At 39.2% G+C, this 12,500-nt stretch carries 11 protein-coding genes; 4 read left to right on the top strand and 7 right to left on the bottom strand.

Annotated features, from left to right (window positions below):
• The first annotated feature begins 58 nt into the window (after positions 1-58).
• Positions 59-511, top strand: coding sequence for a hypothetical protein (locus tag HNP38_RS03040; protein WP_184184246.1), 453 nt, complete (start codon positions 59-61; stop codon positions 509-511).
• An 11-nt stretch (positions 512-522) separates the two neighbouring features.
• Positions 523-1,377 carry a nucleoside phosphorylase gene (locus HNP38_RS03035; RefSeq protein WP_184184242.1) on the top strand — a complete coding sequence of 285 codons (855 nt, stop codon included), beginning with the start codon at positions 523-525 and terminating at the stop codon, positions 1,375-1,377.
• Between the two features lie 67 nt (positions 1,378-1,444).
• On the opposite strand, the gene HNP38_RS03030 is transcribed toward HNP38_RS03035, so the two are convergent.
• Entirely contained in the window at positions 1,445-2,647 is a 1,203-nt protein-coding gene (locus tag HNP38_RS03030; protein WP_184184239.1) for a hypothetical protein, read from the bottom strand.
• A 223-nt stretch (positions 2,648-2,870) separates the two neighbouring features.
• A complete protein-coding gene (locus HNP38_RS03025) occupies positions 2,871-3,428 on the bottom strand; it encodes a DNA-3-methyladenine glycosylase I (protein WP_184184236.1) in 558 nt (185 codons plus the stop codon).
• 132 nt (positions 3,429-3,560) lie between these two features.
• Here HNP38_RS03025 and HNP38_RS03020 point away from each other — a divergent pair, with 132 nt between their 5' ends.
• Together HNP38_RS03020 and HNP38_RS03015 are read left to right on the top strand one after the other, a co-directional pair.
• The gene (locus HNP38_RS03020; RefSeq protein WP_184184233.1) at positions 3,561-3,860 is read left to right on the top strand and encodes a hypothetical protein; all 300 of its coding nucleotides are present in this window, start codon (positions 3,561-3,563) and stop codon (positions 3,858-3,860) included.
• Between the two features lie 119 nt (positions 3,861-3,979).
• On the top strand, positions 3,980-4,792 hold the full coding sequence (locus HNP38_RS03015; RefSeq protein ID WP_184184231.1) for an enoyl-ACP reductase: 813 nt from the start codon (positions 3,980-3,982) through the stop codon (positions 4,790-4,792).
• Between the two features lie 82 nt (positions 4,793-4,874).
• Here HNP38_RS03015 and HNP38_RS03010 read toward each other — a convergent pair whose 3' ends face one another.
• The 5 genes from HNP38_RS03010 to HNP38_RS02990 all read right to left on the bottom strand — a co-directional run bounded on the left by HNP38_RS03010 (position 4,875) and on the right by HNP38_RS02990 (position 12,498).
• Positions 4,875-6,353 (bottom strand): glycoside hydrolase family 30 protein, encoded by a 1,479-nt coding sequence (locus HNP38_RS03010; RefSeq protein ID WP_184184228.1) that lies wholly within the window; start codon positions 6,351-6,353, stop codon positions 4,875-4,877.
• Positions 6,354-6,476: 123 nt separating this feature from the next.
• Positions 6,477-7,301: a family 16 glycosylhydrolase gene (locus HNP38_RS03005; protein WP_184184225.1), complete on the bottom strand. Its 825-nt coding sequence runs from the start codon at positions 7,299-7,301 to the stop codon at positions 6,477-6,479.
• Positions 7,302-7,384: 83 nt separating this feature from the next.
• Positions 7,385-9,607, bottom strand: a complete 2,223-nt coding sequence (gene bglX / locus HNP38_RS03000; RefSeq protein WP_184184222.1) for a beta-glucosidase BglX — start codon at positions 9,605-9,607, stop codon at positions 7,385-7,387.
• Positions 9,608-9,616: 9 nt separating this feature from the next.
• Complete coding sequence (locus HNP38_RS02995; RefSeq protein WP_184184219.1) at positions 9,617-11,044, bottom strand: glycoside hydrolase family 30 protein; 1,428 nt, start codon at positions 11,042-11,044, stop codon at positions 9,617-9,619.
• Between the two features lie 5 nt (positions 11,045-11,049).
• A complete protein-coding gene (locus HNP38_RS02990; protein WP_184184215.1) occupies positions 11,050-12,498 on the bottom strand; it encodes a RagB/SusD family nutrient uptake outer membrane protein in 1,449 nt (482 codons plus the stop codon).
• Positions 12,499-12,500: the final 2 nt, after the last annotated feature.

The following is a 12,500-nucleotide window of genomic DNA, read 5'->3' as shown; positions in this document are numbered from 1 at the left end:
AATGATCTTTAATATAAGAATTTTAAATTTTTACTGGTCCAAAAACAAAATATTAAGTATGAAAACATTCTTATTAACTCTGATCATAAGCCTTTTTTCACTGAACCTGTTTTCTCAGCAAGCTAAGGAAATGGCTGTATATGCAGAGAAAAAAGATAACGACTATTATCTTGTACGCCTGGTAAAAGACCAGTCCCTTCCTAAAGTATATGTACATTCTAACGGGATAACAAAGCTTTATAAGAACTATAATGATCTTAAAGATATCGTAATGGATTTTCCGGGAATGATGGAAGCCAACCATTCCACCAAAGAGGAACTGGTTTCCATATTAAAGAAAGCAGATCATTTTTATGAAATTACTTCTCAGAGAAAAGACCCTAAAAATATAGAAAAAACTATCATTACGGTATATGAGGTATATAAAGGGCAAAAAAGGATCGTAGAAGAATACGGTTCGCTTTATGAACTATTCGGTACTCCTTATCAGGAGGCCATTTTTATCAATTAAAAATTTAATCTATGCTGAATAAACTAGCTGCTTCAGAATTGGTTCTGAATGACGACGGAAGTGTGTATCACTTAAATCTTTTACCGGAAGATATTGCTGATAAGATCATTCTTGTGGGCGACCCGGACAGGGTACCGAAGGTTTCCAAATACTTTGACAAAATAGAGATGCGGAAAAATAAAAGGGAATTCTACACTCATACCGGAACTTTGCGTGGCGAAAGGATCTCTGTAATGTCCACAGGAATCGGGACAGAAAATATTGATATTGTGATGAATGAGCTGGATGCTCTGGTCAATATTGATCTTAAGAATAAAGAATTCAAAACTGAGCATAAAGCCCTGAAACTGTTTCGTATGGGAACCTGTGGAAGCGTAAATCCTGGTGTACAGGTAGACAATATGCTGGTAACACAAAATGTTGTAGGATTGGATGGCTTAATGCATTTCTATCAGGATTATGATTTTGAAAATGAATTTTCCAGAAGTTTCTTAGAAAAATTCCCTTATCCAAAGATAAAACCGATGCTTTATTTTGCAGACTGGGCAGAAGATTTGGGAGAATTATACAAAGATGCAAAGTATCACGGGAATACGGCTACTTTTCCGGGGTTCTATGCCCCGCAGGGAAGACAGCTTCGTTTAAAAGCAGTTGATGACAAGTTCCTGGAAACACTGAATGATCTTGGAGTGACCAATTTCGAAATGGAAACTTCCGCGATCTATGCGCTTTCAAAACTATTAGGTCATAAAGCCATTACGGTAAACAATGTGATCGCCAACAGAAGACGCGGAGAATTCTCAGCCGATCACCATACTTCTGAGAAGAAACTTATCGAATGGGTTCTGGAAAGAATTATACAATAGTATACGAAAAAGCAAAAGGATCTCGGTGTTGAGATCCTTTTGTTATTTTGATAACCATTATCAATAGCTAAAATTCATTGATCGTTACATAAAAATGTCCTGAATACAGGCTCGCCGTACCATTTGAAATATTGGTCACATTTACGGCAATGGTTGAGGTGGATGGCATTCTCGGATTAGAAAGCCCAAAATCTGAGTTCCCCGCAAAATCATTAGCCGGTGATACTATGATGGAGGCACGGGTAGATGTCGGCTGTAAAGCGGCAGGAATCGCAATATCTATGGTAGCCGTACGGCCCGACTGTAAATTGGCAATGGAAACCATTGGCCATACTTCAAAGCTTATCTGGTTTTTATGCACATTTCCCTTTTCTCCTAATTTATATTGTCCGTTAACGTCCAGTTTTGCAGTTGTATTTGGCGTCGCAGTTCCGATTCCAACGGCTGCATTACTATTCCCCAAAACAATTGCATTGGCCTGAGAAGTAGATGCACCGTAGCCTATTGCCGTTGAGTTCTGTCCTGTAGCCGCAGTTCCGGATCCTAAAGCCGTTGAATTCTGATTATTGGTTTGCGAGTTGATCCCCAAAGCTGTTTCTCCATTGGAATTTGTATGGGCATTATACCCCATGGCAATTGATTGGTAGCCTCCTGCCACAGCATTACTTCCGAAAGCGGCGGCGTCATTGGAGTTTGCTTTTGCATTATTTCCTACGGCTGTTGCCTGATAGGCGGATGAAGAAGACATTCCTATGGCTATTCCGTTTTGAGCAGCATTAGACGCATTTCCGAAGCTTACGGAATTATTGACCCCTAATCTCCCGGATGTAGAAGAGTTAACCTTAAAAATCAGGTCATCGGATGTGCCTGTTCCAAATGACAGATTGGTACCTGAACCTCCATAGTTTCCGGCATTGTTACCTGTTGTGACCCAGCCGTTAGTAATTACACTGCCGGGAGTCGAACCGTTATTTACAGAGAGCAGATTCCATTGGGAATTATTCCAAAAGTAGAATCCCTGAGCAGATAAGCTTCCCGCTCCATTGTTCCAGACCAGCAGCCCCGTTGCCGGAGAAGGTATGGTAGTGGCGTCCGTTAAAGAATTTAAGGCCACTCTCGGTAAAAGCAATCCTTTGGTAGTGGAATTGACTTCTAAAATAGCCGATGGGTCCGGGCTTGACGTACCTATTCCGACCTGGGAATAAGAATGATTATATAATATCAGCGTTAATAATACTGATAACAGCTTTCCGAAATAATTAATTTTCATTTTTGATTTAATAGTTTTTTATCATTGCAATACAAATATATCAACTTTAAAATAAAATCAGCATTTTATTAAATTTTTAATACAAAATACACCAATAGATAGAATAAATAAAAATATAAGTCACCATTTAATGATAAATAATCAATATTAAAACTTTGCAATTAAAAAAGACCGATGAATGTAATCACCGGTCTTTAAATATATTTTACTAAGTTAGTGTAAGCTATCTATTAACAAAGCAATCTTCAATATGATCATTCACCATTCCTGTGGCCTGCATGTGGGCATAGACCACTGTAGAGCCCATAAATTTAAACCCTCTTTTTTTCAGGTCCTTTGCCAGCGCATCGGAGATCTCTGTAGTTGCAGGGACATCTTTCAATGTCTTTGGTCTATTATATATAGGTTTTCCATTAACAAATTCCCAGATATATTTTGAAAAGCTTCCGAATTCTTTTTGGATTTCCTGAAATTTCTGCGCATTGGTAATGGTGGCCAATACTTTAAGCCTGTTTCTGATGATCCCTGGATTTTGTAACAATTCTTCAACTTTTTCATCAGAATATTCTGCGATCTTCTCATAATTAAAGTTATCAAATGCTTTCCTGAAATTTTCTCTTTTTGTCAGAATAGTGTACCAGCTCAATCCGGACTGAAAGCTTTCAAGAACTAAAAATTCAAAAATGGTTTCATCATCGTAAACAGGTTTTCCCCATTCTTCGTCATGATATTTTTTGTACAGGTCATCTTTTTCGCACCAGCCACAACGTATTTTTTCCATGTATCATATTTTCAACAAATATAATCCCGATTTAGAGAAATTATAACATAGATTATGAAAAGTTTAACAAAAACACAGCTTTTTAGGAATAATTATTGTTCAAACTACTACAACACACAAAATATCAATATTATGAACAATTCAGAATATAACAAAGCAGAAAATGCAGTGAACAATACTGAAAACTCTTTACAGAATGCTGCAGACAAAGCCAAATGGAAAATTAATGAACTGGCTGATAAAGCCAGAGACTACATTAACGAAAAAAGAGCCAATGACCAGGAATTTAATCAGGAAGACTGGCTGGATAAAGTGAAGGCCAATGTTTCTGAAACCTGGGATGACATTAAGGATAAAGCTAATGAAGCATGGGAGAAAACAAAGGATGCAGCAGAGGATGTAAAAGCGGAATGGAATAAAAAAACGAATTAAAAATTCAGTCATATAAATATTTTCAAGAAAAACGGAGTCTTTTTGGTAAGGCTCCGTTTTTTATTATGCGGTAAACACAAATTATTGTTACATTTGTATTCAATAAACATTAAAAAATTATGTCATACGGTTTACTTAAAGGCAAAAAGGGAATTATTTTTGGAGCCCTTAATGAACAATCTATTGCATGGAAAGTTGCTGAAAGATGCCATGAAGAAGGTGCTGAATTTATCTTATCCAATGCCCCTATTGCCATGAGAATGGGAGAATTAAATGCTCTGGCGGAAAAAACAGGTTCTGATGTGATAGGCGCAGACGCTACCTCCATTGAAGACCTTGAAAAACTTTTTGACGCTGCCATAGCAAAATATGGTAAAATAGACTTTATCCTTCACTCTATAGGAATGTCCGTTAATGTAAGAAAAGGAAAACATTATACTGAGATGAACTACGACTGGCTGGAAAAAGGCTGGGATGTTTCTGCCGTTTCTTTCCACAAGGTAATGCGTGTGGCGTGGGAAAAAGACTGTGTGAATGAGTGGGGAAGCATTATTGCCCTTACCTATATTGCTGCTCAGAGAACATTCCCTGATTATAATGACATGGCCGATAATAAAGCCTATCTGGAAAGCATCACACGATCTTTCGGAAATTACTGGGGTGAAAGAAAGGTACGTGTCAACACGATTTCCCAGTCTCCTACTCCTACTACGGCCGGAAGCGGCGTAAAAGGTTTCGGTGGATTCCTGGGGTATGCTGAAGATATGTCCCCGCTGGGAAATGCTACAGCCCTTGACTGTGCCAACTATTGTGTAAGCATGTTCTCTGATCTTACCAGAAAGGTTACTATGCAGAATTTATTCCATGACGGAGGATTCAGCAATACGGGAGTAACCCAGAAGGTGGTTGATAAATATGATATTACAGAGTAAATCCTTTTTGCTTTGAAAATAAATGAATCGGCGGCCTCAAAGAGGCCGCCGATTTTAATGAAAAATTACGTTAATATGAAGTTTATAAAATTACGGTCTGTATAGAGTGCGCCGGAGCGGAAATTTTTGCAGACATTCCTTCGATCCACAGATTGGTATCGATATCATTGTCGGATTCGTTCATGATAACAGTTACCAGCTGTCCGTTTGTATTCATAAATGAAGTAGCAATCAAATCTGCTCTGTTGGATGAGCTTCCTATTCTCTGTGCATTAGGTTTGATATACCTGGAAACATGGCCTACATAATAGTATTCATAAGTATAATGAACTTCTCCTGTTTTCGTATCGGCAATAATAGGGGCAAAACAAAAATTCCCAACGTGGTTCGGACCACCCGTTTCATCCAGAAGCACATTCCAGTCTGTCCATAAAGCGGTTCCTTTATTAAAATCATTGATCATATTTCTCCCGTACAGCTCGCCAAGGCTTACATCATAGATCCTGGACATATCGAACTTTTCTTTACAGCCTTCGGTAAAAGCTAAGAATTTATCCGGAAAAGCTCTTTGTGTTTCCGAGAGGTTGTCAAAAAGCTGGGTTTTGTTATTCCACGTTTCATACCAGTGGTAACCTATCCCTGAAGCGTACTTTGACGTTTCAGGATCGCTTAAGGTTGTGGTAGCTCTCTGATAGATCAGGTCCCTGTTATGATCCCAGATCATTACTTTTTTTTCTTTATATTCGTTTTTCCAGAGTGTCGGCCCTAAGTTATTCTTAAGGAACTCTCCTTCTTCTTCAGCCGTGTAAATGCATGACTCCCAGGTCTGCGTGGCCATCGGTTCGTTCTGAACAGTCAGTCCCCAGACATTGATACCTCTTTTTTCATATTCTTTAATGAACCTGATATAATAATCTGCCCAGGTCTGGTAATACCGGTTTTCCAATCTTCCGCCTTTCAGCATATTTTTGTTGGATTTCATCCAAGCTGGCGGACTCCAGGGTGAAAAATAGAAGGTGAACGAGTTCCCAATTGCCCTTTGTGCTTCTTTGATCATCGGAATTTTATATTTCTCATCATGAGCTACATTAAAGGACTTCAATGAGGTATCATTTTCAGTTACATAGGTATATGAATCACTTGAAAAGTCACAGGAATTCATATTGGTGCGGACAACGGTATATCCCAGACCGTTTTTCCCATAATAGGCTTCAATGATCTCTTTCTGCTTATTTTTCGGCAGTTTATAGAAAGTTTCGGCTGAAGCATCTGTAATGGCTCCTCCGATCCCTATGAGTTTCTGATATTTGAAATCCGGATCTACAAAAATACAGGCATCCGTTTCTTTAGGCTGACCAAATTTTTCAAAGGTTACAGTCCCTTTATCAGCCATCTTTTCGCTGGTCTTAGAATTGGTAAGAATTACTTTGGCTGTTCTTCCCGTATTCTTTTTCCAATAATTCTGAGCATTAGCATTAAAAGCAATTCCGATAAGAAAACAACCTGTAATGAGTTTTGGGCCAATGCCGTTCTTATGGTGTTTGCGATTCTTACATTTCATATTTTCCTGCTTTTTTTAGTTAAAGTCATAGGAGTGATGCTTCTTAGGAACCACCCCGGCAAAAATTTTTTCAAATTTTTGCCACCCCTCCGGAGGAGGGGAATTTTTATTTCTTTTTACTTTTTATTTGGTATTATCTTTTAAATTTTGATATACCCTTACGTAATCTATATAATACTTTTGAGGAAAGATACTGTCATCTATTCCTTCTTTTCCACCCCAAAATCCACCTACAGCCAGATTCAGAATAATATAATACGGCTGATCGAACGGCCACGCTTCGTAGGTTTTCTCCTTATTTTCATAGGTGAAATATTTTTTATCATCTACATATACATCAATTTTTTCAGGCGTCCAGTCTGCTTTATATACATGAAACTTTTCGCTTGCATCATTTACGATGATGGTATCTGTTTTCTGTGTTCCCTGGATATGGTTGTATTTCTTTGTATGGACGGATGCATGGATATATCCCTGATTGAAACCTACATGTTCCATGATATCAAGTTCGCCGTCATCCGGCCATTCTTTCATATTTTCGCTCATCATCCAGATGGCAGGCCAGGTTCCCCTTCCTTTTGGAAGTTTGGCCCTCACTTCTATTGTTCCGTATTGAAATGAAAATTTACCTTTGGTTAAAAGCCTTGCGGAGGTGTATTTATTATTTTCCCAGTTCTCTTTTTTAGCTTCAATAACGAGATTTCCATTTTCAACCCTTGCATTATCAAGGCGGTCTTTGGTATAAAACTGGGCTTCATTGTTTCCATATCCGTCCCCGCCTACGTCATAGTTCCATTTTGAAGGTTCGGGTAATCCTTTGTAATTAAATTCATCACTCCATATCAGTTTTTTATTGGTATCCGGTTTAACTGATCCACAGTTGAGCACAGAAAAAGCAAATACTGCTCCTACAAACAAATGAATAATATGTTGTGATCTGATTTTCATAGCTATAGTTTAAAGTTCTTTGTTTAGAGTTTCCATTTACAGGATAAAAAATAACTCATAACTCATCATTTATAACTTATAATTTATTTCACCCAATTAATTCTTTTGGTCTGAACATCCTGAGAGCTGGTGCCTATCATAATATCAAATTCACCACTTTCCCAGTCATAATTCAGGTCATTATCATAGAATTTTAAGTTTTCAGGGGTGATCTTAAAATTTACCGTTTTGCTTTCTCTTTTTTTTATAAATATTTTCTGAAAGCCTTTCAGTTCTTTTACCGGTCTTACTACTTTTCCGAATACATCCCTGATATAAAGCTGTACTACCTCTTCTCCATCATGGTTTCCCGTATTTGAGACATTCACCGTAATAGTTAAAGTCTGGCTGCCTTTAAGGCTTGTTGAGCTCAAAATCATATCGGAATATTTGAATTGAGTATAGCTTAAGCCATATCCGAAAGGGAATTTCGGATCATTATCCAGGTCTATATAGGCCGAAACATAATTCCTGTCCGTATTATTCTTTGCGGGTCTCCCCGTGTTGTAGTAATTATAATATACCGGGATCTGCCCTTCCGTTCTCGGAAAACTCATCGGTAATTTCCCGCCCGGATTCACAGTCCCGAAAAGCACATCAGCAATGGAATTCCCGGCTTCTGTTCCCAGCCACCAGCTATACAGAATAGCAGGAATATGATCCGATGCCCAGTCAAAAACAAGGGGCCTTCCGGCATTTATCATCAATACAATAGGCTTTCCTGTTTTGGCAATTTCTTTCAACAGGTCTTCCTGAACTCCAGAAAAATGAATATTGCTTCTGCTTTTTGCCTCACCGCTCATCGCATGCCCTTCTCCTAAGGTCATGATCACTACATCTGCCTTTTTAGCCGTCTCTATGGCTTCAGCAAACATAGATCTGTCCTGATCATCCACATTGCAGCCTTTTGCATAAAGTAAAGTAGAAGTTTTATCCAGCTGATTTTTAATTCCGTCAAACTGGGTTATAATTCTCTGATCATCATCTTTGAACGCTATAGACCAAAATCCATGATTAGCAGCAGTTTCCTTACCAAAAGGGCCAATTAAGGCCACTGTTTTAGTGGATCTCGAAAGCGGAAGGATAGTGTTCTGATTTTTTAATAAAACCATACTTTTTGATCCGAATTCCCTGCCGAATTTCCTGTGCTCGGGATTATTAAGCTGTTCTTTCTGCCTGTTCTCGTTGCTGAATCTAAAAGGATCATCAAACAACCCCATTTCAAATTTCTTGGTTAAGATCCTTCTTGCCGCATCATCAATGAATTTTACATTCACTTTCCCTTCCTGTACCAGTTTCGGAAGCTCAGCCATATAAGAACGGCTTTCCATATCCATATCGCTTCCGGCCAGAATGGCTCTTTCCGCAGCTTCTTTATTATCTTTTGCATAGCCATGAGGAACCATTTCCCCGATGCTCCCCCAATCTGAAACTACAAAACCTTTATAGTTCCACTTGCCTTTCAACAGATCTCTTAAAATATATTGATTGGCGGTCGCAGGAATTCCGTTGATATCATTGAAAGAATTCATAAAGGTGGCTACTCCTGCTTCCGCTGCTGCTTTGAACGGAGGCAGATAGGTCTCATTCAGTTGCCTTAAACTCATATCCACGGAATTATAATCTCTTCCGCCGACTGCCGCTCCATACGCTGCAAAATGTTTTGCACAGGCCATTATGGCATCCAGGTTTCCAAGACCTTTTCCCTGAAAACCCCTGATTCTCGCTAAAGCGATCTGTGTTCCCAGATAAGTATCTTCTCCGGAACCTTCCATCACTCTGCCCCATCTCGGATCTCTTGCTACGTCTACCATAGGAGCAAACGTCCAGTGGATTCCATATGCAGAGGCTTCCGTGGCGGCAATTCTTTCAGACTTCTCAATTAAACCCAGATCCCAGCTTGCGGCCTGCCCCAGATTTACCGGAAATGTGGTTCTGTACCCATGAATAACATCCTGACCAAAGAGTAACGGGATTTTTAATCTGGACTGCAAAGCCAGCTTCTGAAAAGCAGTGGTCTCCTCCACACCTGTTACATTGAGCATGGAACCTACTTTTCCTTTTTTTATTTCTTCTAAAACTGTTGCAGAATTGGAGTTCTGAGGACCTGTGGCATATTCAAAACCACTATACTGAACCAGCTGGCCAATTTTTTCCTCCAATGTCATTTTAGACAGAAGCTCAGTGACCTTCTGATCGGTTGTTTTCTGTCCGGAAGCACTGATCCCGAATATTGCAAACAGTAATAAAAGATATCTTTTCTTCATACTATATGGTTAAAAAACGTAAGTGGCAACAGAATTTCCCGGAATGCTTACCCTTGCTGTTTTTTCTTTATATTTAATATTGAATTTTTCTTCGTTTTGAGCCCCATTCTGTATAATCAGCACAATCTTCCCCGCAGGAGTCCTAAATGCTCCTGTCGAAAGGTTTTCCGTCTGTGTAGATCCTATTCTCTGTGAATTTGCGGGAATGAATTTGGAAGCATGCGCGATAATGTAGTAAGAAACATTTCTGGTAAAATTTTCAGAATCTGAAACGGTAATGGCCCCTTTACATTCCGTACAGCCGCCATCGGTATGTGGCCTGTATTGCGGATCATTGGCTACATTCCATTCTAATGCGATCTTACTCCAGTTCCTCATAGAACCGATGATCACATTTTTGGTGTGCCAGTTCAGGTCTTCGTTAAAGGTACCCTTAGCTCCGGTCCATTGCTCTGTAAAATACAGATTCTTATCGGGAAAAACATTGTGAACAGTGCTTAGAGCAGATATGTCTCCTTCATATAAATGGAAAGCGGAACCATCCACATATTTGTTGGCTTCTGGATCACTCAGGATATTGGTGGCATATTCCGGTTTATTGCAATTGTGATCATAGACTACGATTTTCGTCTTGATCCCGTTTGCCTTAAATGCCGGTCCCATATGATTTTTGATAAAGTCTCTCTGCTGGTCGGAAGGCATATACAAACTTGGATTGTTTCCAGGGTGTAAAGGTTCATTCTGAGGGGTGATGGCATCTATGGTAATACCTTCTTTTTTCATTCCCTGAATATATTTCACGAAATAATTGGCATATGTTCCATAAAATTCAGGTTTTAAACTACCTCCTATCGATTTCCCGTTGTCTTTCATCCACACAGGGGCTGACCATGGCGCTGCAATGATCTTAATTTCAGGATTGATAGCCAGAATTTCTTTTAACATGGCAATCAGGTCTTTATCCCGTGCCAGACTAAATTTGGAAAGTGAAGGATCCGTCTGCCCTGCCGGAAGGTCATCATATGAAAAAACCTCACCATCAAGATCGGAAGCACCTACGCTCAACCTCAGATAGCTTACAGAAATAGAATTCTTATCATTCCCGAAAAGTTCATTGAGTAAAGCTTTTCTTTTTGCCGCAGAAAGCCTGTTGATCACTTCAACGCTCCCACCAGTAAGTGTATATCCGAAACCGTCAACATATTGAAATTTTTGGGTCTCATCTATTTCAATATTCTGAATGTTATCTGAATTATTTACAAAACCGGCAGATGCCTGCTGCTGCAACTTTATGCTTTCATCACCTTTAGTGAGCCAAACCTTAACCTCATTCCCTTTACCGGACTGTTGAGACCCGCAAGATGATAAGGATAAAAGCACCACACCACAAAGTGTGGTACTTTTAAAAAAGAAACTATATAAGTTGTGAAACTTCATATTTTTTAATAACCTGGATTTTGAGTAAGGTTAGAGTTTTTATCCATCTGCGCCTGTGGAATTGGCCACAACAACCTGTTTTGATTGATATTTGCAGCATATGGTAAAATGGTTCCGCTTCCGTTCTTCTGCTGTGAAAGAATTGAAACGGCTTTTCCCGTCCTTTTCAGATCGAACCATCTGTGCCCTTCAAAGGCTAATTCCATTTTTCTTTCGAGTAATATTTTATTGATCCCGTCTTCTGCAGATGCGATGCTTACAGGAGATAATCCCACTCTAGCCCTTACCTGATTAACAAGTGCAGCCGCTCCTGAAAGATCCCCGGTTTGCACATTCGCTTCTGCTTTAAGCAATAACAGGTCTGCATATCTCAGGAGATAAAAGTTCTGGTTTCCGTCTGTCAAACGCATTTTTTTCATGAACGGATAATTATTGCTTGGCCAGTACGTATCTGCCCATGTTACCGATGAAAATGAAACGGTACTGTTCAATCGCTGGGTATCACCTGCATCGTTAAAGGTTTTTACCAGATCATTGGAAGGAACGTTAAATTTTTTCCAGTCTGTTCCTGTGAACATGAATGTTCCCCAAGCATAAAAGGTTCCTGGATCTCCATTAACTTCCCAAATAGATTCAGCATTTCCTTCATGAGCTCCATCGAACAAATTATCATATACAGGAAGTAATGAATACCCCTGTCCCATCGCCAGATCACAATTCTGCTTTACTTTGGTCCAGTCCGGATTCGGTTTTGTTGCATAGGCTTTAGCTAAAAGTGTATACGCCGCTCCTTTATTAGCTTTAAATTTTTGAGAGGAAGCGGGAGCGTTGGCTACTGCTCCTTCAAGATCTGCAATAATCCTGTTGTAAACTTCTGCAATAGGTTTTCTTGAAGGATATAGTTGAGAATATACTTCGTTAAAGTTATCGGCATTAACATCAATAACAGCTAAGGTTACCAAAGGACTATCACCCCATATCTGAGCCATCTGGAGCCAGTACATGGATCTGAAAATGGCAGCTTCCGCCTTCATTTCATTTTTTCTTGAAGAAGTAAGAGCGGGATCTGAAACCCCATCCACATAGTTCAAGATCTTATTACAATGATCAATAAAGGTATTTAAATAAACCCAATCCCGGTTTACATTAGTATTAGATGCCAGAATTCTGTACTCATCCATTTGAAAGTTCTGGACATTATCTGCTCCGGCATATGAAATATCTGTCTGAGCGTCGCCATTAAAGAAATAATCAAGCTGCCAGTATTCATTTCCGAAATCAGAATATATTGTTACCATCTTAGCTTCAGCATCTGCAGCGTCTTTAATTGGATATGCCGGATTGGTCGCAAGATCAGAAATAGGTTCTGTATCCAGATATTGTGAACAGGAGGTCAGGGTAAAAAAGGCTGCTGCTGTTAATGAAGCTATATATGTATATCTTTTAAGTTTCATTT

Origin of the sequence: Chryseobacterium defluvii (genome assembly GCF_014204415.1) — a bacterium.
In the GTDB taxonomy this organism is placed as follows: domain Bacteria; phylum Bacteroidota; class Bacteroidia; order Flavobacteriales; family Weeksellaceae; genus Chryseobacterium; species Chryseobacterium defluvii_A.
The sequence above is the reverse complement of the archived record's forward strand: the minus strand, read 5'-3'. Positions and strand labels throughout refer to the sequence as shown.

Bases quoted from the DNA above. Each gene is read 5' to 3' on its own strand.
- HNP38_RS03040 (WP_184184246.1), top strand. From the start codon at position 59: ATGAAAACATTCTTATTAACTCTGATCATAAGCCTTTTTTCACTGAAC.
- HNP38_RS03035 (WP_184184242.1), top strand. From the start codon at position 523: ATGCTGAATAAACTAGCTGCTTCAGAATTGGTTCTGAATGACGACGGA.
- HNP38_RS03030 (WP_184184239.1), bottom strand. From the start codon at position 2,647: ATGAAAATTAATTATTTCGGAAAGCTGTTATCAGTATTATTAACGCTG.
- HNP38_RS03025 (WP_184184236.1), bottom strand. From the start codon at position 3,428: ATGGAAAAAATACGTTGTGGCTGGTGCGAAAAAGATGACCTGTACAAA.
- HNP38_RS03020 (WP_184184233.1), top strand. From the start codon at position 3,561: ATGAACAATTCAGAATATAACAAAGCAGAAAATGCAGTGAACAATACT.
- HNP38_RS03015 (WP_184184231.1), top strand. From the start codon at position 3,980: ATGTCATACGGTTTACTTAAAGGCAAAAAGGGAATTATTTTTGGAGCC.
- HNP38_RS03010 (WP_184184228.1), bottom strand. From the start codon at position 6,353: ATGAAATGTAAGAATCGCAAACACCATAAGAACGGCATTGGCCCAAAA.
- HNP38_RS03005 (WP_184184225.1), bottom strand. From the start codon at position 7,301: ATGAAAATCAGATCACAACATATTATTCATTTGTTTGTAGGAGCAGTA.
- bglX (WP_184184222.1), bottom strand. From the start codon at position 9,607: ATGAAGAAAAGATATCTTTTATTACTGTTTGCAATATTCGGGATCAGT.
- HNP38_RS02995 (WP_184184219.1), bottom strand. From the start codon at position 11,044: ATGAAGTTTCACAACTTATATAGTTTCTTTTTTAAAAGTACCACACTT.
- HNP38_RS02990 (WP_184184215.1), bottom strand. From the start codon at position 12,498: ATGAAACTTAAAAGATATACATATATAGCTTCATTAACAGCAGCAGCC.